Annotated in this window: 22 protein-coding genes; 9 read left to right on the top strand and 13 right to left on the bottom strand. The window is 68.0% G+C overall.

The annotated features are described in order from the left end of the window. Window positions 1–41: 41 nt before the first annotated feature. The 4 genes from DIZ26_RS05235 to DIZ26_RS05220 all read left to right on the top strand — a co-directional run bounded on the left by DIZ26_RS05235 (window position 42) and on the right by DIZ26_RS05220 (window position 3,651). Window positions 42–851 (top strand): PIG-L deacetylase family protein, encoded by an 810-nt coding sequence (locus tag DIZ26_RS05235; RefSeq protein ID WP_112238248.1) that lies wholly within the window; start codon window positions 42–44, stop codon window positions 849–851. 69 nt (window positions 852–920) lie between these two features. Next, a complete protein-coding gene (locus DIZ26_RS05230; protein ID WP_112238602.1) occupies window positions 921–1,598 on the top strand; it encodes a response regulator transcription factor in 678 nt (225 codons plus the stop codon). Then, window positions 1,591–2,298, top strand: coding sequence for a phosphatase PAP2 family protein (locus DIZ26_RS05225; protein WP_112238246.1), 708 nt, complete (start codon window positions 1,591–1,593; stop codon window positions 2,296–2,298). The genes DIZ26_RS05230 and DIZ26_RS05225 overlap by 8 nt, the downstream gene beginning before the upstream one ends. A gap of 57 nt (window positions 2,299–2,355) precedes the next feature. Next, a complete protein-coding gene (locus DIZ26_RS05220; RefSeq protein ID WP_112238244.1) occupies window positions 2,356–3,651 on the top strand; it encodes an alpha/beta hydrolase in 1,296 nt (431 codons plus the stop codon). Here the strand turns inward: DIZ26_RS05220 and DIZ26_RS05215 are convergent. From DIZ26_RS05215 to DIZ26_RS05180, 8 genes are all read right to left on the bottom strand, one after another. Next, on the bottom strand, window positions 3,648–5,036 hold the full coding sequence (locus DIZ26_RS05215; RefSeq protein ID WP_112238600.1) for a sensor histidine kinase: 1,389 nt from the start codon (window positions 5,034–5,036) through the stop codon (window positions 3,648–3,650). The two genes, DIZ26_RS05220 and DIZ26_RS05215, sit on opposite strands and share 4 nt — an antisense overlap. A 40-nt stretch (window positions 5,037–5,076) precedes the next feature. Continuing rightward, window positions 5,077–5,886, bottom strand: a complete 810-nt coding sequence (locus DIZ26_RS05210; protein ID WP_112238242.1) for an SGNH/GDSL hydrolase family protein — start codon at window positions 5,884–5,886, stop codon at window positions 5,077–5,079. Continuing rightward, window positions 5,883–6,698: a hypothetical protein gene (locus DIZ26_RS05205; RefSeq protein ID WP_157979586.1), complete on the bottom strand. Its 816-nt coding sequence runs from the start codon at window positions 6,696–6,698 to the stop codon at window positions 5,883–5,885. The genes DIZ26_RS05210 and DIZ26_RS05205 overlap by 4 nt, the downstream gene beginning before the upstream one ends. A 73-nt stretch (window positions 6,699–6,771) precedes the next feature. Continuing rightward, entirely contained in the window at window positions 6,772–7,641 is an 870-nt protein-coding gene (locus tag DIZ26_RS05200) for an ABC transporter ATP-binding protein (RefSeq protein WP_112238238.1), read from the bottom strand. After that, window positions 7,638–8,468, bottom strand: coding sequence for an ABC transporter ATP-binding protein (locus DIZ26_RS05195; RefSeq protein ID WP_112238236.1), 831 nt, complete (start codon window positions 8,466–8,468; stop codon window positions 7,638–7,640). The genes DIZ26_RS05200 and DIZ26_RS05195 overlap by 4 nt, the downstream gene beginning before the upstream one ends. After that, the gene (locus tag DIZ26_RS05190; protein WP_232828152.1) at window positions 8,461–9,336 is read right to left on the bottom strand and encodes an ABC transporter permease; all 876 of its coding nucleotides are present in this window, start codon (window positions 9,334–9,336) and stop codon (window positions 8,461–8,463) included. Before DIZ26_RS05190 ends, DIZ26_RS05195 begins: the two co-directional genes overlap by 8 nt. Before the next feature lie 5 nt (window positions 9,337–9,341). After that, window positions 9,342–10,436 (bottom strand): ABC transporter permease, encoded by a 1,095-nt coding sequence (locus DIZ26_RS05185; RefSeq protein WP_112238232.1) that lies wholly within the window; start codon window positions 10,434–10,436, stop codon window positions 9,342–9,344. Continuing rightward, the gene (locus DIZ26_RS05180) at window positions 10,433–12,265 is read right to left on the bottom strand and encodes an ABC transporter substrate-binding protein (protein WP_112238230.1); all 1,833 of its coding nucleotides are present in this window, start codon (window positions 12,263–12,265) and stop codon (window positions 10,433–10,435) included. Before DIZ26_RS05180 ends, DIZ26_RS05185 begins: the two co-directional genes overlap by 4 nt. Before the next feature lie 377 nt (window positions 12,266–12,642). Between DIZ26_RS05180 and DIZ26_RS05175 the strand changes: the two genes are divergently transcribed. After that, a complete protein-coding gene (locus tag DIZ26_RS05175) occupies window positions 12,643–13,458 on the top strand; it encodes a class I SAM-dependent methyltransferase (RefSeq protein WP_112238228.1) in 816 nt (271 codons plus the stop codon). Between the two features lie 135 nt (window positions 13,459–13,593). Beyond that, the gene (locus tag DIZ26_RS05170) at window positions 13,594–15,387 is read left to right on the top strand and encodes a tetratricopeptide repeat protein (RefSeq protein ID WP_112238227.1); all 1,794 of its coding nucleotides are present in this window, start codon (window positions 13,594–13,596) and stop codon (window positions 15,385–15,387) included. Window positions 15,388–15,500: 113 nt separating this feature from the next. Here DIZ26_RS05170 and DIZ26_RS05165 read toward each other — a convergent pair whose 3' ends face one another. Then, window positions 15,501–16,163, bottom strand: a complete 663-nt coding sequence (locus tag DIZ26_RS05165) for a hypothetical protein (protein ID WP_112238225.1) — start codon at window positions 16,161–16,163, stop codon at window positions 15,501–15,503. A gap of 128 nt (window positions 16,164–16,291) precedes the next feature. Further along, complete coding sequence (locus DIZ26_RS05160) at window positions 16,292–19,390, bottom strand: sacsin N-terminal ATP-binding-like domain-containing protein (protein ID WP_112238223.1); 3,099 nt, start codon at window positions 19,388–19,390, stop codon at window positions 16,292–16,294. A gap of 102 nt (window positions 19,391–19,492) precedes the next feature. Between DIZ26_RS05160 and DIZ26_RS05155 the strand changes: the two genes are divergently transcribed. Together DIZ26_RS05155 and DIZ26_RS05150 are read left to right on the top strand one after the other, a co-directional pair. Next, the gene (locus DIZ26_RS05155; RefSeq protein ID WP_112238221.1) at window positions 19,493–20,320 is read left to right on the top strand and encodes a PHP domain-containing protein; all 828 of its coding nucleotides are present in this window, start codon (window positions 19,493–19,495) and stop codon (window positions 20,318–20,320) included. Between the two features lie 112 nt (window positions 20,321–20,432). Next, the gene (locus DIZ26_RS05150; RefSeq protein ID WP_198675902.1) at window positions 20,433–21,218 is read left to right on the top strand and encodes an SGNH/GDSL hydrolase family protein; all 786 of its coding nucleotides are present in this window, start codon (window positions 20,433–20,435) and stop codon (window positions 21,216–21,218) included. A 92-nt stretch (window positions 21,219–21,310) separates the two neighbouring features. Here the strand turns inward: DIZ26_RS05150 and DIZ26_RS05145 are convergent, their stop codons facing one another. From DIZ26_RS05145 to DIZ26_RS05135, 3 genes are all read right to left on the bottom strand, one after another. Then, complete coding sequence (locus DIZ26_RS05145; protein ID WP_112238219.1) at window positions 21,311–21,700, bottom strand: YciI family protein; 390 nt, start codon at window positions 21,698–21,700, stop codon at window positions 21,311–21,313. A gap of 110 nt (window positions 21,701–21,810) precedes the next feature. Further along, a complete protein-coding gene (locus DIZ26_RS05140; protein WP_112238217.1) occupies window positions 21,811–22,602 on the bottom strand; it encodes a GNAT family N-acetyltransferase in 792 nt (263 codons plus the stop codon). Window positions 22,603–22,905: 303 nt separating this feature from the next. Beyond that, window positions 22,906–23,397 carry a MarR family winged helix-turn-helix transcriptional regulator gene (locus DIZ26_RS05135; RefSeq protein ID WP_112238215.1) on the bottom strand — a complete coding sequence of 164 codons (492 nt, stop codon included), beginning with the start codon at window positions 23,395–23,397 and terminating at the stop codon, window positions 22,906–22,908. A 66-nt stretch (window positions 23,398–23,463) separates the two neighbouring features. On the opposite strand from DIZ26_RS05135, the gene DIZ26_RS05130 reads away from it, so the two are divergent. Then, the gene (locus tag DIZ26_RS05130; protein ID WP_112238212.1) at window positions 23,464–24,249 is read left to right on the top strand and encodes a hypothetical protein; all 786 of its coding nucleotides are present in this window, start codon (window positions 23,464–23,466) and stop codon (window positions 24,247–24,249) included. Window positions 24,250–24,348: the final 99 nt, after the last annotated feature.

The raw sequence follows: 24,348 nt of genomic DNA, 5'->3' as shown, positions 1-24,348 counted from the left end.
GGCCGACCTGGTGGCCGCGCGGTTCGTGCGATGCTCGGCAGGTGCCCTACACGCTGGTCTCCTTCCACGCGCATCCTGATGACGAGGTGCTCCTCACCGGTGGCACCCTGGCTCGCGCCGCGGCCGAGGGACACCGGGTGGTTCTCGCGGTGGCGACCGATGGAGAAGCCGGCCTCGCCGCCGGGTCGTACCGTGCCGACGGCCGCCTGGCCGAACGCCGCCGCGACGAACTGGACCGCTCCGCGGCCGCTCTGGGGTGTGCCCGGGTCGTGCGATTCGGCTTTCCCGACTCGGGCTGGTCGCGCTCGGACAGGCCGGCGCGGGACTCCTTCAGCGGCCTGCCCGTCGAGCAGGCGGCCGCGCCGCTGGCCGCGCTGCTACGCCAGGAACGCGCTGACGCGCTGACGATCTACGACCCGGCCGGCGGCTACGGGCATCCCGACCATCGGCAGGTCCACACCGCGGGCCTGGCCGCGGCCCGGCTGGCCGGCACCCCTTTGGTGCTGGAGGCCACGATCGACCGGACCGCGATCCGGCGGTTGATCCGGTTGGTCGAACTGCTGCCCGGCATCCTTCCGGAGGTTCGCAGCTCGGACTACGACACCGCGTACGCGGCCACGAGCGAGATCACCCACCGCATCGACGTCCGCCGGTACGCCGATGCGAAGCGCGCGGCGATGCGGGCCCATGCGAGCCAGGCCAGCGCTGACGAGGGAGCGCGAACCCTGTCGCTGCTGCTGAGGCTGCCGCCTGCCTTGTTCCGGCGGGCGCTCGGCCGGGAATGGTTCGTCGAACGCGGGCGCACCGTCGCGGCGGACGATCTCTTCGCGACCCTGCGCGCCGGCTCCTGACCGACCGCGAACTCGGCCGCAGGGAGCGCACTCAGCGGATTCTCAGTGAAGCGGCGGCACACTGGTCAGGTGCGAGTGCTGATAGTGGAGGACGAGGTGCGGCTGGCCGATACGGTCCGCCGTGGCCTGACCGACGCCGGATTCGTGGTCGAACTCGTGCACGACGGCGAGGACGCGATCTGGGCCGCCAGCGAGAGCAGCTTCGACGTGATCGTGCTCGACATCATGTTGCCCAAGGTCAACGGCTACAAGGTGCTCGAGGAACTGCGCAACCGCGGCGTCTGGACTCCGGTGCTGATGCTGACCGCGAAGGACGGCGAGTACGACCAGACGGACGCATTCGACCTCGGCGCGGACGACTACCTCACCAAGCCGTTCAGCTTCCTGGTCCTGGTCGCCCGGCTCCGGGCGTTGATCCGGCGCGGCGGCCCGGAACGGCCAGTGGTGCTGGTAGCGGGCGACCTGACCCTGGACCCGGCCCGCAAGCGGGTCGAGCGAGCCGGGCAGGAAGTGATGCTGACGCCGCGCGAATACGGCCTGCTGGAGTTCCTGATGCGGCACCGCGGCGACACCGTGACCAAGATGGAGATCCTGGAGAGCGTCTGGGATCCGGCCTTCGACGGCGACCCGAACGTCGTCGAGGTCTACATCCGCTACCTGCGGCTGAAGCTCGACGCACCGTTCGGGCGGCACACGATCGAGACCGTCCGCGGCATGGGCTACCGGTTGGCGACCGACGGTGGCTGAACCGACCCCGGTCACCGGGCGAACCGCCTCGCGGCGTCAGTACGCCGTACCGGTGGCGGGCGCGGTCATGGCCGTCGCCGGCACGACCGCGGTGGCTGGACTGGCAGACAGCGCGACCGAGTCCAACGGGCTGGCGGCATTCGATCCGCGGCTGACCACGGACGTCCTGGGAGTGCGCTCCACCCCCTTGACCGACCTGGCCCGGGCCTTGACCTTCATCGGCGACGTCCCCGTCCTGTGCGTCCTGGTGGTGGTGGCGGCGTACCTGTTCTGGCGCCGGACCGGCTCGTACCGCGCGCCAGGACTGTTGCTGGCAGCAATGGCCGGCTCGGCGGTGCTCACCACCGGCCTCAAGTCGCTGGTCGGCCGGCATCGGCCCGGGATCGCCTACGTCCTGGGCCCGGTGGACACCGGCTACGCCTTTCCGTCCGGCCACACCCTGAACTCGGCGGTCTTCTTCGGCACCGTCGCGGCGCTGGTGCTCGGCGGGCTCCAGTCCCGGCGCGCCCGCGTGAGCGTGGTCCTCGGCGCGGCACTGATCAGCCTCGGCATCGGCCTGAGCCGGCTCTATCTCGGCTACCACTGGGCGACCGACGTCCTGGCCGGCTGGCTGGTCGCCATGACGTGGCTCATCATCGTCGGCACGGTCGCCTACCTGACCCGGCCGGTGCCGGAACCTGGAGAGGATCTCATCCGTTGAGGAAACGGCGAACGAGTCCCCGCACAGCGGGAGTCCTGGGGCGCGACGGAGGCACGAATGGTTGACCAGGTATCACTGCTGACCGGCTGGCTCCCGCTGACTCTGCAGCTCGGCGCGGGGCTGGCCCTGATCGTGGCGGTCGGATGGCGGGATCCGCGCTGGCGCACCCGTCGGGTCCCGATCATAGCTGCCTGCACCGTCTTGTTCGGAGCGCTGGCTGCCTGGGTCGTCGCGCCGTCCGTCGGGATGACCGATCCCTTGCCGGTGACGGTCTGGATCTGGCTCAGTGCCGCGTTCGGTGCACTGCTGGTGCTGGCTGTCGGCTGGTCCAGCGCGCGATGGCACCGGAGACTGACCGCCGTCGTCGCGGCGGTGCTGGCCGCCGTGGTCGGCGCCAACGGGATCAACCAGTTCGTCGGCTACTTCCCCACCGTCAATGACGCGGTCTCGGGTCTGCAGGGAGACACCGTCCCTGGGCAGGTCTCGTTGTCACAGGTGAAGGGCAGGCCGGATCCTGCCGGAGCCCGCTCGGGCGAACTGGTCGTGGTGACCGTTCCCGCCGTACCGAGCGGGTTCACCCACCGCCAGGAGCTCGTCTATCTCCCGCCCGTGTGGTTCCGTGGTCCGCGGCACCCGGTGCTGCCGGCGGTCGAGATGATCGGCGCCGAGCACTCCAAGCCGGAGAACTGGGTCCGGATCGGCGACGCGGTCAAGACCGCCCAGGCCTACGCGGCCCGCCACCACGGGCTCGCGCCGATCCTGGTGTTCGTCGACGCCACCGCGCAGTTCAGCAACGACACCGAATGCGTCAACGGGCCGCACGGGCAGGCCGAGGATCACCTGTTCCGCGACATCCCGGCCTACATCAGCGCGACCTTCGGAGCCTCGAGGAATCCGAGCTCGTGGGCGGTGGCCGGCTTCTCGATGGGCGGCACCTGTGCCATCGGCCTGACCACCGAGCACCCGGACATCTTCGGCCACTTCGTCGACATCTCCGGCGACCTGGCTCCGAACACCGGCGACAAGGCGCAGACCATCGCCAACCTGTTCGGTGGGTCCGCAGCGGCGTACGCGGCGCACGACCCGCTGACCGTGATCGCCCGGCACAGCCACTACCTCGCACTGACCGGGCAGTTCCTGGACGGCTCACAGGAACGCCTGCACACCCACGAGGCGCACCTGCTGGCCACCGCGGGGAAGAAGCAGGGAATCGTCTCCAAGGTGACCATCCTTCCCGGCACCCACAACTGGCAGTTCGCCCAGGAGGCCTTCGCCTACGTCTTCCCGTGGCTGTGCGACCAACTGGGCCTCGGCAGCCACTCCCGGGTCACACCGGCACACCGGGTGGCCTAGCCGGCCCCCTCCGCCGGAAGGGTGACTACGAACCTGGCCCCGCCCAAGGACGACTCGGTGATCCGGACCGTCCCGCCGTGGCCGCGGACCACCTCCTGGACGATGGACAGCCCGAGCCCGGAGCCGCCGCTGCCGCGGTCCCGGCTCGCGTCCAGCCGGACGAACCGCTCGAACACCCGGTACCGCTCGGCGGCGGGCACGCCCGGCCCGTCGTCCTCGACCGTCAGGATCGCCTGGCCGTTCTCGGCGGAGAGCGAGAACAGGATCACCGACCTGGCCGCCCGGGCGGCGTTGTCGGCGAGGTTGCGGATCACCTGGCTGAGCTTGTCCGGATCCCCTGACACCCGGACGGCGCTGACGTCCTGGCGAACCTCCAGCCCGGAGCCGCTCCGCAGCCGGCGTACCTCTGCCTCCACCAGGTCGTCCAGATCGACGTCCGTACGACGCATCCGCAGGCCCTCGTCATCGGCCTTGGCCAGCAGCAGCAGGTCCTCGACGAGCCGCCGCATCCGTTCCGTCTCGGCCCCCATCACCAACTGCAGGTCCTGCCAGGCCCGCCCCGTGGTGTCGGCGACGACCACCTCCAGGGCGGCCGTCAGGGTGGCGATCGGCGACCGCAACTCGTGGCTGGCGTCCGCGACGAACCGCCGTTGGGTCTCCTGGCCGGTCTGCAGGCGATCGAGCATCTCGTTCATCGTCACGGCCAGCCGGGCGATCTCGTCCTGGGTCGGCGGCACCGGGACCCGCTCGGACAACTGGTCGGCGCCGATCCCGTGCACCCTCGCCCGGATCCGCTCGACCGGCCGGAGCGCGCGGCCGACCAGAACCCAGGTCGCCGCGCCGACCAGCAGCAACAGCAGCGGATAGCCGATCAGCAGGTACTCCGCGACCGTGCTGACCGTCTCGCGCTGCGCCTCGATCGAGGAGGCGACGACGACCGTGTACAGGGTCTCCTCGTGCTGAGCCCCTCTGGCGACGACGAGATAGGCGTGCTCGTCATCGAGCAGCGGCATCTCGCCGACCTGGCTGCGCAGGACCTGGCCCGCTGCGGGCCGGAGCGTGCTGAGTGGCCTGGCGGCCGTCCGGGACGACGAACTGGCGACCACGTCGCCGTCGGGTTCCAGCACCTGGATGAGCTGGCTGGCCCGGGTGTTCTCGAGCAGATCCTGGCTCAGCCCGGCCAGTCCCTCCTCCTGCACCTGGCTCGCGATCTCGAACGCGCGGCCGTCGGCCGCGTCGGAGACGCTGGTGATCAACGCCCGTTGCAGCAACAGCACCAGGACCACCGCACCGATCGCGAGGGCCACCGCGACCACCACGACAGCCGCAGCCGTCGACCGGCCCCGCACGCCGGGGCGCCTGGCCGCCGCGAGCAGGGCCATCATGTTGCCTCCAGCAACGGCCACCTGCCGGCGAGGAGCCGCGTCATGGTCGTGACCTCATCGCGGGCAAGCCTGCCTTCAGCAGAACCTGGGCCACCAGGCGGTGCCCGGCCGCGTTGGGATGATCGCCGTCCGGGGCGAGCAGTTCGGTGACGTCGTCGCGCTGGAACGGGCCGGCCAGGTCGACAGGGGTCGCGCCTTCAGCGAGCGCGGCCGCGGCGACGACCGCGTTCACCCGCTTCGTCAGCTCGACGGTCGCGGCGATTCCGTCGGCGCTGAAGTTCTGCCGGGCGACCTGGCCGTCCTCGAAGACGTTCCAGTAGCCGGTCACCAAGGCCGTGGTCGGCCGATCGGCACGGAGTTGGCGAATGCGTTGCAGGATGTGGCGCAGCGTGCCGGACAGCTCGTCCAGTTCCTCGCTCACACAGTCCCGCGAACACGATGCGGCCACCACCTCGTCATGATGGTCGCCGAAGTCGTTCGCGCCGATCGTGATCAGGTCGACGTCGGCCGACCCGACAGCCTTCGCCACGGCCGGCTGGTCCAGCTGCCGCAGCAAACCTTCCGAATCGAGACCACTCACCCCGCGATTCTCGACAGTGACCTGTACTCCGGTCCGTTGGCTCAGCAGCCGGCCATAGATCGCCGGAAACGCTGTGCACCCACAAGCAGCTCCAGCGGTCACCGAGTCGCCCAGTGCCAGCACCCGCAACGGCTTCCCGCCGGGTGATGGCGTCGCGGGAAGACTCGTGGTCTCCCGGTCGGCAGTGCCACCCGCGCCGAGCGTGGCGAGCAGCCCGGCTGCACACAGCATCATCGCGACGGTCACCACCGCCATCCGCTGCCTGGTCATGGCTCGAGGACCGCGAACCTGGCCAGCCGGACCGATCCACCCAGCGTCAACACGAACCCGAGCACGGTCAGCCAGGCGAACCCGTGCCGAACCTCGTCACCCAGCCACATCAGCCCGACGGCCGCCGGTACAACGGTCTCGATGCTGAAGGTCACCGCCGCCACCACCGTGACGGAACCGCGTTCCAAGGCGAGCCCGAAGGCTGCCAGGGCGAGACCTCCGTAGACCACCAGGGACCAGGCGACCGGATCTGTGAGGACTTTCCAGCCGTCGAGACTCAGCGTCCGGGCCGCAACCCCGGCGCCGCCGAATCCCAGCCCGGCCACGACGGCCAGCAGCGCCACTCCGCGCTCGGCCGGCAGCCGGTAGCCGACCAACCCGAGAACCGCTGTCGGAACCGTGAGCAGAAGCAGCAGAACGGCGGCCGATCCGCTGAGTGCCTTAGCCGGCCCTTCGACGGCACTCGCCGCGAGACCGACCAGTCCGATGCCGACCACCACCAGCGCCAGGACGGTCGGCCGATCGAGCCGTCCACCGAGGAAGATCGCGGCCAGGATCGCGGTCACGGCCACACTCGACGCGACGGCCGACTCGACGATGAACAGCGGGAGCGATCTCAGGGCCGCCACGGAGGCGAGAAATCCGGCTCCGTCGAGCGCCAGGCCCACGGCGTACAGCCAGCCTGCTTGGATCCGTCCCCACCACGTGGTGGCTGTCGAGCGGGCCGAGCGGCGCAGCCCTTCGGCCTGCAGGACTGTGCCCACGCCGTACAGGACAGCCGCACCGAACGCACCCACCAGAGCAAGAATCACCCGACCACTGTCTCAGGCCCGGAACCCCCGCGGGCACCGACACCCGGCTCAGCTTGCTCTCAGCAACCACCCGTCACACTACGGGCTCCTGCGGCGCCGAGTCCGGGGTCTGGGTGCCGGAGTCGTCGACGTGGATGCGGTTGGTCCAGCGCTGGTCGGGGTCCGGTTGCGGGATGGAGTCGAGGAGCAGCTGGGTGTAGGGGTGGGAGGGCTCGTGCATCACGCTCTCCACCGCGCCTCGCTCGACGATGGAGCCTTTGTTGATCACCATCACCCCGCCGCCGAGGTAGTAAACGGTGGACAGGTCATGGGTGATGAAGAGCGTCGTCATCCCGTGGTCGCGACGGAAGTCCAGCAGGATGTCGAGGAACGTCTTGCGGATCTGGGCATCCAGCATCGACACCGGCTCGTCGGCGATCACGAACGCCGGGCGGAGCATGTGGATCCGGGCCAGCATGATGCGCTGGCGCTGGCCGCCGGAGAGTTGATGCGGGTAGCGGCCGAGGACGCCTGCGGGATCGAGGCTGACGGCGTCGAGCGATTCCTCGATCATCGCGAGGCCTTTGGTGCGGTCGGGCGCGAGGCCGAACTTCTTCACTGCCTTCCACAGCACGCGGTCTACCCGGTAGAACGGGTTGAAGATCGAATACGGGTCCTGGAAGACCGGTTGCACGTTGCGGCGGTAGTTGTCGTACTCCGCCCGGGAGAGCTTGAAGATGTCCTTGCCGTCGAAACTGATGGTGCCCGCGGTCGGCTTCTGCAGACCGAGGATGTTGCGGGCGATGGTCGACTTCCCGCTGCCGCTCTGGCCGACCAGGCTGACGATCTGGGGCGGCTCGGACTGCAGGGTGAAGGTGGCGTCCTTGAGGGCGGTCAGGTAGCCGTCGGGGGTGCCGCGGGCGTGGAAGCGTTGCTCGACGCCCTGCAGCTCGATGACGCTCATGACGCTCTCCTTCCGAGCTTCGGGATCGAATCGATCAGCTGCCGGGTGTAGGAGTGCTGAGGGTCCTTGAAGACCTGGTGGACGTCGCCGACCTCGACCAGCCGGCCTTCGTACATGACCGCCACCCGGTCGACCAACTGTGCGTGCACGCCCATGTCGTGCGAGATCACCATCAGCGTGACGCCGAAGTCGCGGCGCAGATCCGCGAGGCTCTGCAGGATCACCCGCTGGATGGTGACGTCGAGCGCGGTCGTCGGCTCGTCGGCGATCACCAGGTCGGGTTCGAGCGCGACGCAGATCGCCATCAGGACGCGTTGCTTCATCCCGCCGGACAGCTCGTGCGGGTACATCCGGGCCACCCGCGGCTCCAGGCCGACCTGGCCGAGCAACCGCGGGATCAGCTCGGAGAGCGCTTCCTTGCGTTCCGGCGCGTGCTCCAGGATGACGTCGCGGAACTGGTCCTGGATCCGCATCACCGGGTTGAGGGAGTTCATCGAGCCCTGCGGGAGATAGGAGAGAGCGCTCCACCGCAGCACCCGGAGTTGCTCGCCGTGGATCTTCAGCAGGTCGACCGGCGACTGCCCGGCCGGACGGAAGACGACACTCCCGGCCGTCACGCGGCCGGGCGGCTTGAGCAACCGGAGCAGAGCCACCGCGAGCGTGCTCTTGCCGCTGCCCGACTCCCCCGCGATACCGAGAATCTCGCCCCGGCGTACGGACAGATCCAGGCCGTCCACAGCGCGCACATCGCCTCGGTTGGTCGAGTAGGTGACTTCGAGGCCGTTGACCTCCAGCACGGTGTCTTTGCTGGGCTCTGTGTCACTCACCGGCCACTCCTCTCAGCCGTGGGTTGTAGACCTCTTCGAGCCCGATGTTGACCATGTTCAAAGCCGCGAACAGCAAGGTCAGCAACACGATCGGTACGACGAACATCGGCCACGCGCCCAGCGTCAGCGCGCCGGTGTTGATCGCGTTGAAGATGATCTGGCCGAGGTCGATCACGCCACCGGGGCCGAGCCCGATCACCTCCAGGCCGACCAGGCCGAAGATCGCGCCGAGCGCCGAGGACGCGAACCCGACGCCGATGAACGGCAACAGGTTCGGCAGCAGCTCGGTGCCGATGATCTCCAGGTCACGCGCCTTGCTCACCCGCGCCAGGTCGACGTACGGCCGCGACCGCAGGCTGAGCACCTGCGAGCGGATCGTCTTCGCCGCGAACGGCCAGCTGAAGATCGAGATCATCACGCCGACCTGGAACAGGCTGACGTTCTTGGCGTACGCGGAGAGCGCGATCAGCAGCGGGAACGTCGGGATCACCAGCAGGATCCCGGTGAACGTGGACAGCACTCCGTCTACCCAGCCGCCCTTGTAACCGGCGACGAACGCGACGATCACGCCGACCACGGTCGAGATCACCCCGGCGATCGCGCCGATCTGCAAGGACACCGACATCGCGCTCACCACCATCGCCAGCACGTCGCGGCCGAACTGGTCGGTGCCGAGCAGGTGATCGGGCGACGGCACCAGCCACTTCTGGTACGCGGCGAGCGCTATCGGGTCGTTGCCGTGGCCGATGGAATGCACGATCAACGGGCTGAAGACGGCGAGCAGCACCATCAGCGCCAGGATCACCAGTCCCGTCGCCAATCGCCTGCTGTCGCGGACGGTTCGCAGTACGGCGGTCAGCAGTCGCATCGTCATCACTTCCAGTACTTGACCCGAGGGTCAAGCAGAGGCAGGAGGAGGTCGAGCAGCAGCACAGCGGTCAGTACCGAGAAGATCGCCATGTCCGTGACGCCGAGGATCGTGTTGAAGTCGAGCTGCTGGATCGCTGTGACCAGAGTGGTCCCGAGCCCGGGATAGTTGAACAGCTGCTCCACCAGGACGTTGCCGTTGAAGATGAAGCCGAGCGAGATGCCGAACGCGGTCACCTGCGGCAGATAGCAGTTCCGCAGCGCGTAGCGGGTCAGGATCCGCCACGGCTTGAGGCCCTTCGCCTCGGCGTACGTGAGGTAGTCCTCGCCGAGCACCGGGACCATCAGCATCCGGGTGGACAGGATCCAGCCGAACGCACCGATCACCACGATCGACAACCCGGGCAGCAACCCGTACTTCAGCACGCTACCGATGAATGCCGGACTGAACCCAGGACTGATGTTCGAGTCGTACGCCGATCGCGCGGGCAGCATCCCGAGCGAATAGGCGAAGACGTAGACCAGGATCAGCGCGACGAAGAAGAACGGAACGTGCGAGAGCGCGATCGACAGGTTCGTGATGATCGCCGAACCCGCCTTGCCGCGTCGCCAGCCGGCGACCGCGCCGACGATGATGCCCAGCCCCCACGCCAGCACCGCGGAGATGCCGAGCAAACCGATTGTCCAGGGCAACGAATGCAGGATCACGTTCTGCGCCGGCGTCGGATAGTTGATCAGCGACGGCCCCAGATCTCCGTGCAGGATCAGGTTGTTCATGTACTTCAGGTACTGCGTGAAGATGTTGCCGTCGAGCCCGAACTCGTGCTGGTACCGGGCGATCACCTCCGCACTGGCCTGCTGGTTGTAGACGTAGTTCTGCTGCAGGGTCTGGATCAGCGTCTGGATCGGGTCGCCCGGGATCATCCGGAAGAAGAAGAACGCAACGGTCAGCGCGCCCCACAGCTCGATCAGGTACAACCCGAACCGGCGCAATGCGTACGCCGCCAGCGGATGCCGCGACAGCCAGGGGCGCAGCCCGCTACGGGGAGCGCTCTCTGCTGACGCCTCGACGGCCTCCGCGGGCGGGGCCGCCGCGGTCACGACGGGCCCTTCTGACCGGTGGCCTTCAGCTTGCCGAGGACGAACAGGAAGTGCGGCCACCAGTTGAGTGGGACCTGGTACAGGTTGTCGTCGGTCGGCCAGCCGGTCCAGAACGTGGTGTTGAAGTACGACGGGTAGCCGGTCTGGATGGTCGGGATCAGCGGCAGCTTCTGGAAGTAGATCTCCAGCGCCTGGTCGAGGTACGGCTTGGCCTCCGCGCTGGTCGGATCGAGCTGGGCCAGCTTGGCCGACAGCTCGTCCAGCTTCGGGTCCCGGAACCGCGCCTTGTTCTTGTCGACGGCGTTCACGCCGATCTTCTTGGCTTTGCTGCTCTCCCAGTCGGTGTAGAGCTGCTCGGGGTCGAAGGCGGCACCGGCCCACTGGGAGTCGATGTCGTACTCACCGCGCTGGAACTTCTCGTCGTGCACCGACCCGCTCAGGCTGCGCAGCGTGGTCGGCACCCCGACCTTGTTCAGCTCCGTCTTCAGCAGGTTTCCGATCGCGTACTCCTGCCCGTCGACCGGCGACGGCGTGATCATCTCCAGGCTGATCGCCTTGCCCTGGTACATCCGCTTGCCGCCGGCACCTTTCGGTGCGATCTCGTCGAGCAGCTTCACGGCCTTGTCCGGCGAGTACTCGAACTTGTACTTCTCCGCCAGCTCCTTGTTCGTCCACTTGTCGTTGCTCGGGTAGTCGGCCCACAGGTACTGCGCGGGCGGCACCTTCACCGGCCAGATGTTGTTGCCGATCTTGTCCCGGTCGATCAGGTAGTTGATCGCCCAGTGCATCTTCGGCTCGGCGATCACCCCGCGGGCCGGGTCGTTGTTCAGCCAGAACACCCGCGGGTTCGGGTCATGGAACTGCGTGGTGACCAGGTTCGGGTAGCCGGTGTTGCGCAGTTGCTTGGCGTGCTCCTCGTCGATCGAGCCGACATCGAACTCCGCCCGCTCGAAGGCGAGTGCCGCCGAGTCGGCCTGCTTGGCGGTGCTCTGGAAGATCACGTACTTCGGCGCCGGGTCGAGCTTGTCCTTGTTCCAGTAGTCCGGATTGCGTTCCCAGACGAACATCTTCTGGCTCTGGATCGCCTGCTTCAAAACGTAGGGCCCGCTGGCGACCGGCGGGTTCGCCCGGAATTTGGTCGGGTCCTGTCCCTTCCAGATGTGCTCGGGCATGATCGAGTACTGCGGACCCGCGATGGCGGCGATGAATCCGTAGTGCAGCCGCGGCGTCGGCTTGACCATCTTGATCACCGCGGTGTGCGCGTCCGGCGTCTCGACGTCCTTCACGAACTCCGACAGGTCACCCCCGCCGCCGAGCAGATCCTTGCGATCCCTGAGCAGCAGGACGGTGAACTTGAAGTCGCTGGACGTCAGCGGCTGCCCGTCGCTCCACTTCGCCTTCGGGTCGAAGGTGAAGGTCAGCTCCGAGAAATTGGCGTTGTACTTGTAGCCGGTGGAAAGCCAGTTGACGAGTTCACCCGTGGCCAGGTTGAGCAGGAACATCGGCTCCTGCGCGAGCGTCTCCAGGCCGGCGGAGTGCGGCATGCCGTTCGGGATGAACCCGTTCCAGCTGTTGTAGACGGTGTAGTCCACCTGGGCGATCGTCACCGTCTGGTCGCGCGGCGTCGGGATGTTCGCCTTGCCGATCTGCACCGACTTGGTGGCGGCGGGCTTGTTGGCCGGCTTGTCGGAGTACGAGCCTTTACCGGAACAAGCGGCGAGGAAGGCGGTCAGGGCGGCCGCACCGCCTCCGATCGCGGTCCGGCGGCTCAGCTGATGGCGCAGGACGTCTGCTACGTCTTCGAATTGCGGGCGCGGCGCATCGTTCACGATGTGTTCCCTTCGGCCTCGAGCCCCCGGCGGGACTCTCCTCACTCGACGCGTCCTCACGCGTCGTCCCTAGGTGCGAAGCCACCTCCATCTCACCTGCTGTCATCCGGCCGTCACTGGCTGGAAACGTTTCCTCGGACTATAAATACGGATGACAACGTTGGCAAGACGTCAGCTATAACGTTGCAATGCGCTCGCCCAACCTGCTGATCAGTGCGATTACCAACCAATGACAACGATGGTTAGCGCTGCGTAGTTGCCGGCAGGCTTGAGCTTTCACACGCCTCGTCACACGGCGTACCGGAAGGCTGCACTACACACCGCGCAGCGCGGTGGCGTGGCTGGGGGACGTACTTCTTCTCTTTTGGGGGCATCGGATGACGAGTACGGCTGTGGATTTCGCGGCGATCAAGGACAAGCAGCGGTCCGGCTGGGAGACCGGGGACTATCCCCGGGTCGGCAACACGTTGCAGATCATCGCCGAGCTGCTGGCAGAGGCCGCCGACGTACGGGCGGACCAGAAAGTGCTGGATGTGGCTTGTGGGCAGGGAAACGCGGCGCTCGCGGCAGCCCGCCGGTTCGCCGAGGCGACCGGGGTCGACTACGCGGCGAACCTGCTGGAGCAGGGGCGTGAGCGGGCCGTCGCCGAGCATCTGCCGGTGACTTTCCTCGAAGGGGACGCCGAGCAACTGCCGGTACCGGACGCGTCCTTCGACCGGGTACTCAGCACGGTCGGCGTGATGTTCGCGCCCGACCACCAGCAGGCAGCGGACGAGCTCGTCCGCGTGACCGCGCCGGGTGGCCGGATCGCGCTCGCTTCGTGGACGCCGACCGGGATGGTCGGGCAGATGTTCAAGACGGTATCGAAGTGGGCACCGCCGCCGGCCGGCGTCCAGCCCGCGACCTTGTGGGGCACCGAGGAGCACTTGGCCGAACTGTTCGGCGACCGGGTCGAATGGGTGACGCTGACCAAGCGCGACTTCGTCTTCCGCTACCGCTCGGCAGAGCACTTCTCGGAGTGGTTCCGCCAGTTCTACGGTCCGATCACGAAGCTGGCGGGAGCGCTCTCCGACGCAGATCGCGTCCAGTTCGCGGCCGACCTCGCCGACGTACCGCGAGCGTTCAACGACAACACCGACCACACCCTCGCGGCCCACGCCGAATACCTGGAAGCAGTAGGCATCAAACACTGACCCACCGCCCCGGCCGCGCAACCACGGCCGGGGCGCACGGGTTGCACAACCGCCCGGCCCGCGCGGCCCTCGGCTGGCCAGTGGCTGGTGGAGGGGGTGGGGCTGGGTGAGACTGGGGATTGGGGAGGGGGTGTGATGACCAGAATCAGGTTGATGGGGTTGCCGGGGATCGAGGCCGGTGGCGGGATGGCTCGGGTTCTACGGGGGCGGAAGGCCTGGGTGTTGCTCGCGTACTTGTTGCTGGCAGATCGCCCACCCAGTCGCAAACGCCTGGCCGAATTGCTGTTCGCCGATGCGGATGATCCGCTCGGCGCCCTGCGGTGGACGCTCGCCGAACTCCGGCGCAACCTCGGCGCCGGCGTCGTCCTCACCGGCGACCCGATCGTCACCACACTCGGCACCGACGCTTCCGCCGATGTGCTGATGCTCACCGACGGCTCCGGCGATCCAGCGACCCTGCTGGATCTCGGCGGTGAGCTGCTTGAAGGAGTGCAACTCCCCTCCTGCCCGGAGATCGAGTCCTGGCTCTTGGCCGAACGCCACCGCCTCTCGAGCATGATCGAAGCGAAGCTCCGCGAAGCCGCCGTTTCCCTGGTCGCGAGCGGCCAGGCGAAGGAGGCGATTCCGTTTGCCAGCAAGGCCGTTTCGATCAACCCACTCGAACAGGGCAACCACGAACTACTCGTCCGCTGTCTCGCGCTGACCGGGGACCGACCAGCCGCGCTCCGACAGGTCGCCGTCTGCGAAGACCTCCTCCGCCGCGAACTCGCCATCGCAGCCTCCCCGGCGCTCCTGGCGGCGTCAACCGTCAGCCCGGGCTCACCATCGAGCCCCGCGCTCAGCGGTCGGGCCGCTGCGATGAGCCAACTCGAAGCGGGTCGCGCAGCCATCGGCGCCGGAGCTGTCGACGCAGGTATCCAGTGCCTCCGGCGCGCGGTCGCGGAGGCCGAGCATTGCAACGACGCCGTACTGCGAGGTCGCGCTCTCTCCGCTCTCGGCAGTGCTCTCGTCCACGCGATTCGCGGGCACGACGAGGAGGGCGCCATCGTCCTGCACGAAGCGATCCAGGTCGCCACTCAGGCAGGCGATCGAGCCACCTCGGTGGACGCGCATCGCGAACTCGCATTCGTCGAGGTCCAGGCCGGGCGACGCAGTACGGCGGTCGCCTGGCTGACGAAGGCACGAGAGCTCGCCGAGACCGATGCGGAGTACGCCGCGATCCTCGGCGTACAGGGGATGAACTCGTCGGACACCGGCGACTATCCAGCCGCGTTCGAGCACCTCGGCGAGTCGGTCGAGTTGGCCACGAAATGCGGCAACCGTCGCCAGCAAGCCTGGTCGCTGTCGATCATGGGCCGCGCACATCTCCTCCGCGGCGAGCAGAGCCAGGCAGCGGCCACGGTCCAGCAATCACTCGAGTTGGTCAGGCAAGAGCGCTGGATCGCCTTCCTTCCTTGGCCGCAGGCGCTCAACGCAGAACTCGACTGGTACGCCGGCGATCTCGAAGCCGCGACCGACGGCTTCGAACAGGCCTGGGTCCTCAGCTGCCAACTCAACGATCCTTGCTGGGAAGGCATGGCCGCCCGCGGACTCGGCCTCCTCAGCGCCGGCCGCGGTGACGACGCAGGCGCGACCTCGTGGCTCGACCAGGCCGCCACCAGATCCAGCCGCGAACCAGACCGCTACCAATGGGTCCATGCTCACGTCCTCGACACCGCCATCACAGCTGCCCTGGCCCGCGACGACGAAGCGCGAGCCCGCCCCCTCGTCACCCGCCTCACCGCCTTGGCCGCCCGCTGCGAACTAAGAGAACTAACTGTCCGCGCCAACCTCCACCAGGCCCGCCTAGGCGACCCCAAAGCCGCCACAACCGCCCGCCACCTGGCCACCACCATCAACAACCCCGCCCTGACCACCCTGCTCCGCTGACAGCTTCCAGCAAGTTGTGACGTACGGGGACCGGCCTTCGGAGCCTCGGTGGATCAGGTCTCGACGCCCAATGCGTCAAGCCGCGCTGGCCCAAGCCGCGGCGCCGACCTGCGTCAAGCGTCGGTGCTTCGCTGAGTCAGGCTGCGGGCTGTTTCGCGGGCTGCCTGCGCGGTCTCGGTATCGCCGGCCCGGGCGGCGCGGCGGGACAGTTCGAGCATCGCGTCGGCGCCACTCATCGCCAGGCTGAGCCGCAGCCGGGCGTAGAGCCAGCCGATCAAGAATCCGACCACGACGAAGTAGATGACGACGCTGCCCGCGAACGCAGCCGCACCGTCGGCGCCACCGACTGCCGGAGCCAGCGAGTGGAACAGCCGCCCGGCCTCGCGCCTGATTGCGCCGAACTGGGTCAGAGTGACGCCGACGATGATCTTGGTCAGCCAGTCGGAGATCTGCTCGAGATTCGTGTTGGCACCGATCAGCGTGGTCGCCGGCTTCCCGTCGACCTGCTGCGCGGCCGCGATGCTCCGCGGCACGCCGAACAGGATCCCGATCAACCCGCCGCTGACCAGAGACGCCGCCGAGATCATCACCGAAGCGGACAGCGACCCCCAGGTGCCGTTGGTACCGAGCGCATACACGATGGTTCCCAGCAGGCCGGCGTTCACCGCGATGATCTCGATCATCAGCATCGACGACAGTCCGGCGAACCTACCGCGCGACTTCTTGCCACTCGCCCTCGCTGCGGACGGTACGTCGGCTTCTTCGGCTAGTGACATGTCGGTGCCCTCCCCTGGCTCCGATGACAAGATCCCCCGCCGGCCGGCTGGGCCGATCGGCGCCTCTGAGAATCTCGTCTCTGTGGGGTCCTGTAAAGGGGAAGGCTGTCAGGTTGATGAATCGCGGCCTATTCGTTGCCGCCGTCATCGTCGAAGGCCGCGTCGATCAGTAGTTCCGAGGCGCGGGTGGGGTCGGAGAGGATGGCTAGGATGACGTGGCGCTGGTCCCAACGGCCGGCGGACCAGGCGAGGGCTTTCGCCAGGCCGTCGAAGGTCGCGGCGTGGGGTTCGCCGTTCTCGCTCACCCACCAGGAGACCTCGACGCCGTCGACGGTGAGTTCCTCGTGTTCCCACCACTGGGCGGGCGTCTGCGGCACGAGCTCGCGCACGATCGCCGGTACGTCGGCCTCGGTACCCGGTCCGTCGACCTTGCCCTCGGCAACTTCTTGCGCCATCGGCAGATCGAGCAGGTCGCTCAGCCCGTCGGCGACCACCCCCGACCCGACCACGAAACCGCCGAGATCCCCACGCTGCAACCACATCGGCGCATCCGCCACCACGGCCTCGCCCGCCGCGACGATCGCCGTACGAGGGGCCGACGATCGCCGGCCGCCCTCCGGCTCGTCGCCTTCGCCAAGCCACTCCTGAGGAGCATCGGCTTCGGCGGTGAGAACTCGGATATGGGTGGGAGGCTCTGAAGCGTAGACCGTGAGGCGGCCGAGGTGGTTCCAGAGGCGCAGGAGCGCGCTCTCTCCCACCTTTCGGGCCGGATCCGCCAACCGGGCAAGGACCTGCGCGACGCCCTCGGCCTCGAGATCGCCGACCTCGCGAACCAGACCGACCGCGGTACGCACCTCCGGATCCAAGCCGGCCGTCCACTCCGGCGCTTCGTCCAGATATTCCGCGAGGACCGGATCCGCCTCGGGATCCGCGCGGCCCGCCAGCGGTTCACCGTCAGGCAGGATCAGATGCTCCCGGATCCACCAGGCCGAGTACGACGGTCCGCCGACCGCCCGGTCGTCAGGACCGACCACGCGGACCCGTTCCACCAGCGCCCGCCGGAGTTCCGGTGTCGCGCCGATCAACTCGAGCACCTGCGGCCACGCGTCGTCGACCACCCAGTCGAGATCGCGGATCGCCGCGACCTCCCCCACCGTCGCGCCGAATCTCGACCCGCCCGGCGCCACGTCGTACGCCCAGTCCTCGATCCCGTCCAGATCGGCGAGCGACTCCGGCAGGTCGTCGAGCACGACCTCGGAGGCAGCGACGGTCCCGAGCGAGTCGAGGACCCCGATCGCTTCCAGAGCAGGGATTCCGAACCGGTCGACGACCGCCTGACCGATCGGCGCCACCTCTTCGTCGTCGAGTATCTCCGCCGCTACGGAGCCGGGAATCACGAGCGCGTTCGCGGGCACCAGTTCGCCTTCGGCATCCCGCAGTACGAGGTCCGACAGCCACCACAAGCCTTCCGCCTGGGATGGGTCGGCGGCGACCATGGTCAGCACGGCATCAGCGATCGCCTCGGGATCATCGGCATCGCCGGAGTGCTCGACTGCCGACCGGACCGCACTGTCCTCCAGCAACGCCCGCGGCGTCGTGGGAAGCGCTCCCAGCCGTTCCAGCGTCCCGTGCACGGCATCCGGATGCACGACCCGCACGCCGTACTCGCCGAAGACAGCCAGTACGTCGGTTGCCAGCTCCTGGCCGGGCAGAAGCAGCCCACGGACTCCGCGGACCAGTCGGCCATCCGCCAATGGGACCGGCAGGGTTCCGAGGGACTCACGGAGCAGCGGATCCGTGACCATCTCCGAGAGCGCTCCATAGATTTCCCGCCACCACTCGGGCGGCCGCGTCTCTGCCACCGTGCCCAACTGGTCGACGAGGTCGGCGAGTTCGAGCCGCCGGACGCCGAGGGCATCCAGCGCCGTCCGGTCCTGGCGAGGTGAGGCGATCAGGCCGGGGACGAGCGGCGCCATGACGGCGTTGAACGCGTCGTCCGATCCGTCGATGGCGACCGCATCCTCAGGCGGCAGTATCGATCCGTCCTCGACCGCCCGAAGCAAGGGAGTCGTCGGCAGAGCCGCGAGGATCGCCTCCCGCACCGCCCGGTCAAGCCCGCCCGCCGCCAGTCCAACGGGCACCAGCGGAAAGATGTTCGCGCCTTGCTCGGCACGGTTTCGCAGCAGCTCCGCGTAGGCCGTCGCCGCTTCGGCGACGAGCCGGTCGGTCAGCGGTCCGGCAGCGACATGCCGCCGGGACGGATCGAGCGGAAAAGTTGCCAACAGCAACGCCGGCAGGGACAACGGCTCGTCCGTCGGCGTCGGAGCGTGCACCGTTCCCGGCACCGCGGCCAGCGGATCGCGTGGCAGCGCCCAGAGGACGGACCAGTGCGGACGCCAGCGCTCCTCGGTCGGCCGATCCGCGAGCAAGCGCTCTCTGTCGTTCTCGTCGAGGATCCCGCTCGCGCGCTGCACGTACCACCGGGACTCCGCGTCGACGAGTTCCCGGACGTCGCCGTCGAGGTCGATCTCGATCCGCTCCAGGCCGGGAAGCGCGAGCGGCAAGGCATCATCGGCTTCGCCGAGCAACCTGCGTACGAGTTCTGAAGCCGCCTCGTCGCGCAGCGGCAGGATCACCGCCGTGTCGTACCCCTCCGGCGGTTCCCCGTCAGCTTCGAATGGCAGGCGCAGTACCGGCACCTGCCCATCCCGACGCCGTACTTCGTCTGCCAGGCCTGGCGAACCGACACCGGCCTCGGCGACCGCGGCCGCACTGTCTGCTCGCGAGAACCGCACACCACCGGTCCTGGACAGGATCACCGGCTCATCGGTCACCGCCAGCACTGCCGAGAACCCGACGCCGAACCGGCCGACGCTGGTCGACGGGAACGGCGAGATCGCGCTCTCTGGCGTCGCCTCCACGTCGTCGCGCTTGGCCGACGCCCGCAAGGTGGCGAGCGATTCGACTCCCTCGGCGGACAACGGCGTACCGGTGTTCGCGACGACCAGGGTGCCGTTGCGGAAGGAGAACTGCACGCGACCGGGAACACCTGCCCGGACGGCCGCATCCGCGGCGTTCTGGGCCAGCTCGACCACGACCCGGTCAAGGTAACCGCCGAGCGCCAGGTCCTCCTCGGCGTTCGCGTCCTCCCGGAATCGCACCGGCGCGGAGGCCCAGGCGGTCAACACTCGTTCACGAATTGCTGCGGTCCCGAAGACGTCGATCACCCGAGGAGTATGCCTGCCCGGCTCACCGCTGCCCGCGCCGGTCCCGGAAGGTGACGACTAGATTGACCGGGTGAACTTCCGACCGCTGATGCGAGGTGAGCGATGACGCTGCCGGCTGATGGACATGTGCACAGTGAGTGGTCGTGGGATGCCGACCGTGGCGCGATGGAGGCGACCTGTGCGCGGGCGGTCGAGCTCGGCGTACCGGCGGTGTCGTTCACGGAGCATGTGGACTTCACACCGTTCCGGGCCGGCTTCCTGGTCGAGAACTTCGGGCATCTGGTCACTGATGGGATCTTGAATGCACCCGTGCTCGATGTCGCCGGATACCAGGAATCCGTGGCGAAGTGCCGAGCGAAGTTCCCTCAGTTGCGGATCCTGGCGGGGATGGAGGTCGGTCAACCGCACCTCCATGTGCCCGAGGTCGCCGAACTCCTTGCCCAGGGCACCTTTCAGCGCGTGATCGGCTCGCTGCACTGCCTGCTCGACGGTGATGAGTTCGCCGAGCCGTGGGAACTGTTTCCGCACCGGCCGGCCGACGAGGTGTTCCGGGAGTACCTGGCGGAGATTCCGCGGATGGTGAGCGGGTCGGAGGCGTTCGAGGTGTTCGCCCACATCGACTATCCGGTGCGCTCCTGGCCCGGCGGCAGCGATGCCTTCGAGCCGGGCGACTTCGAGGACGAACTCCGGCAGGCGCTGAGCGCGCTGGCCGCGGGAGAGCGCGTTCTCGAGATCAACACCCGCGTTCCCCTCCACCCGACAATCCTCACGTGGTGGCGAGAGTGCGGCGGTCGCCGAGTGACGTTCGGCAGCGACGCTCACTCACCGGACGCACTCGGCCTCGGTCTCGCCGAGGCCGCCGCCCTGGCCGAGTCCGCAGGCTTCCAGCCCGACCGGAAACCCGAGGACCCCTGGACGATCGCGAACTGAAACTCCCGATCGGAACTTATCCGAACGGGCAGCCCGGGTTTGGCGGCATCCTCCGTGCCGTGTTGGAGCAACGCCCGCACATCGTGACAGGAGACCGGCTATCTTCGGTGCGGTGATCTCACCTGGCAGTCGCTATGTCGCTCTGGGCAGTTCGTTCGCTGCCGGGCCTGGAATCGAACCGCAACTCGACAAGGCCGCCGGGCGGTCTGGCCGTAACTACGCGCATCTCGTCGCCGAGGCGCTCGAGCTGGATCTCGTCGACGTCACGTACTCCGGTGCGACGACGGCCAACCTGCTGTCCGAACGGCAGAACGACGCGGCACCGCAGATCGATGCCGTCGGCCCCGAAACCGCACTCGTCACGGTGACTGCCGGCGGCAACGACCTCGACTACATCGGGACGTTCCTCCGCGGCAGCCTGATGAACACGTTGGCACGGCCGGTCGGCCTGGTCGCCAAACGGCTCGGCAACCGGATCCGCGCCCGGGTCAGCTACCTGAAGGATCAGAGCGAGTACGACGCCGTGGCCGACTCGCTGACGGAGGTCGTGACACGGATCCGGGAGAGCGCTCCACGGAGCCGCATCCTGCTGGTCGACTACCACACGCTCGTCGGACCGGGGACTCGGCCGAGGCTCGACGTACCGCTCAACGAGGAGCAACTGCCCAGCGTCGTACTGATGGCCGAAGGGCTCGCCGCAGCCTTCGCCAAAGCCGCCGAGAGGACCGGCGCCGACCTGATCGCCGCCTCAACCGCAAGCCTCGACCACGCCCTCGGCTCCCCTGAGCCGTGGACCACCGGCTTCCGCCTGACCCGCGGCACTCCCTACCACCCCAACGAAGCCGGCATGCAGGCCGTAGCAGACCTGATCCTCACCCACCTCCGCACCAAAGCCTGATCCCACCGCGCCAGCACCGCCGATGGTGGAGGAGCGCTGGTCAGGCTCTGACGGGCGGTAGGCGAGATCTGCCCTCGGCAGTAGGTGCGGGATCAGGCGGGGGCTACGCCTTCGGGGTGGATTTCTACCGGTTGGTTGAGGGGCCGGCCGCCGGGGCCTGGAGTACGGGAGATGTGGAGAGCGATCTCCAGGACCCGCTCCTCCGAGGCGACGTCGACGACCCAGTAGCCGGCCAGGACCTCCTTGGTCTCTGAGAACGGCCCGTCGGTCACGATCGGCTCGCCGTCGTCGCGCGCCTGCAGCGTCTTCATCTGGTCGGGACCGGCCAGTCCGCGGTCCTCGACCAGTTCGCCTGCCGCCGCCAGTTCGCGATCGAGATCCTTCATGTACCGGACCATGACACCGAGATCCTCCTGCGACCACGCCGCGGGCATCTCGTCCCACCCTTGCTTGTTGGTGTGCATCAACAGCATGTACTTCATCAGTTCGCTTCCTCCAGGTCGGCCCACGCAGCGACACCTCGGCGCCGTTCACGGGCAACGTCGGAGCCGGTTGCCGGTCCTCGACAGGTCCGCGCCCAGCGCTCTGTCTATCAGCTCTGTGGCGTGTAGACGTACGGCGTGGTGGTGGTGACCGCGAGGAATCCCAGTCGCTGCAAGATCGGCGAACTGTCGTCCGAGGCATCCACTTGGAGGTATTTGTAACCGAGGTCCACCGCTCGGGCGGCACGCACAGCGACCAACGCCTTGTAGATCCCCTTGCCGCGCCACTCGGCCAAGGTCGAGCCGCCCCACAACCCCGTGAAGTCCGTGCCCTTCTTGTAGACCGCCCAGGCGGCGGAGACGACTTCGCCGCCTGCCTCCGCGACGAAGATGTCCGTGAGACCGGTCGCCTGCCGCCGGATCAGATCGGCGGTGAGCCAGGACCAGTCCTGGTTCCAGACCGTCGACTCCATCGCCGCGATCCGCGCGAAGTCGGACTCCTCGGCGGTACGCCGGATGGTGACGCCGTCGACGTGGTCACGCCCGTGCAGCCGCTCGACGATGTCCGCGCTCTCCGCGATCACCACGGTTTCCCGCTCTTCGGGGACGAACCCGGCGGCGATCAACCGCTCAGGCAGATCCGCGGGCAGGTCGTGGCCGCGAGTCTTCCACTCAACCGGCTGGTTCTTCGCCGCGAAGTAGTCACGTTGCCGCGCGATCAACGCATCGAGATCCTCGACGCCGCCCAGAGAGCGGTAACTCACGAAGCCGCGGTTCGGGTACTCGACCCGGATCACCGGCCCGTCGGTACTGGTCGGCACGTCGGCCGCCTCGGAGCCGCCGCGCAGTTGGTCGTCGTACGCCGCCAGCAGGACGGTCGCCTTGTTCGTCGTATCAGTCACCGCAAGACTCTGACACGACTCTGGGTCGAGTCACCCGCTTTTCCATTGCCCTCGAACGACTCGTCACTGCCTGGCGAATCAAGTGCGACAGCCGGTGACGAGTGATTCGCGTCGTACGGCGTGCTTCGCCGGGCGCACCGGGGTTCACGCGGCGGCGCATGTCGTCGGCGACGCGCTGTCGTGCCAGCAAAAGGTGCATCGGTTCCATCGGTCTGCGCTCCTGTCCCGGGGCTCCCTGGTGGGTGCCTTCACCGAGTACGTCGGAGCCGACAGACCGAACTTGCCATCGCCGGTGCGGAATTCTCACGGCTTTTCGGTGGCCAGCACCAACCGGCGGAGCAGAACGATGAGTTGCTCCTGCTCTGCCCGGCTGAGTTCGCCGACCAGTTCCTGCTCGACCCGGCTGATGTCGCCGATGCCCTGCTGCCAGATCTTGAGACCGGCTTCGGTGAGCATCGCGACCACCTTGCGGCGGTCGTCGCGGTCGTTCTCCCGCACCACATAGCCCTGCCGCACCAGCGCGTCCAACCTGTTGGTGAGCGTCGCCGGCGACAGATTCAGCTGGGATGCCAACTCCCCCGGCGTCGCCCGGTACGGCGAACCACCGCGCCGGAGCATGTGCAGGGTCTTGAACTCCCACCACTGCAGGCCATGGCCGGCCAGCACGGCATCGCGGCGCCGATCGAGGTACTTGGTCAGCACCTGCAGCCGGGTCGCGACGGCCTCGACCCGCAGGTCCATCTCCGGCAGTTCGCGGGCCCACAGGTCGATGTGGTCGTCGATGAAATCCTTCATGAGCCGAAGTATTCAGTGGCCAAAGGTTTGTTGTCAAAACATTCGATGTCGAAATACTCTGCCGGCATGACTCAGATCGCGCTCTCTCCCGTTCTCCAGTCCGCCAGTGCTCTGATGCGAGCCGGCCGCTGGGATGAAGCCGGCCAGCTCCTCGAAGCCATCACTCCTGCCGATCCCGCAGAGGCCGTCGCCGTCGCGGCCGTGCGCGCCGAGGTCGCCGTCGACCAGGACTTCGCCCAAGCAGTCGACACGGCGCAGGGTCCACTGGAGCGCTTCGAGAAAGCACTCACTGCGGCTTACGACGACACACTTCGCTGGGATCTCGCCTTCCTCAAACTCCGCAAGGCCTACGGGATGGCGCTCCGCACCCGCGATCAGGTGACGGCGGAAGCAAGTCTCGAGCTGAGCGAGCGGGCCGTGAAGTTGCAGGACAGCGCTCCCGACGACGGCCGCGCCGGGCACGCGGCGTTCTATGCGGGGATGATCGCCGAGCACCTCCTCGAACTTCCCGAGCAAGCCTTTGCGCACCTGACGGTCGCCCTGGAACTCGGCGAACGCTCAGGCGACAAGATGGTGATCTCGCTCGCACTGCGGCATCTCGGCGATCACGCCCACACGTCCGGCGACCTCAAACTCGCCCGCGCCCAGTGGGAACGCTCGACCGAACTCCGCCAGCAACTCGGTCACCTCCTCGGCGCGCTGGCCCAGCAGACGCTCCTCGCCGTCGTCACCCGCGACGAGGGCAACCCCGCCGGCGCAGCCGCCATCGCCACCGAAGTCAACCGCTGGTCCCGCCAGGCAAACCTCCCCTGGCTGATCAGGGAGTCCGCAACGCTCATCTCCACTACCTGAATCCTCTGCAGGGCGGAAGTCGTGCCCCAAGGAGGCGACGCAATGCGCCTCCAGCGCGTGTTCGGTGGCCGGAGATCCCAGGGGCCACCTGACTTCGGG

Origin of the sequence: Kribbella monticola (genome assembly GCF_003261635.1) — a bacterium.
In the GTDB taxonomy this organism is placed as follows: domain Bacteria; phylum Actinomycetota; class Actinomycetes; order Propionibacteriales; family Kribbellaceae; genus Kribbella; species Kribbella monticola.
Note: the sequence above shows the minus strand (reverse complement) of the source record. Positions and strands in the feature narration are given on the sequence as shown.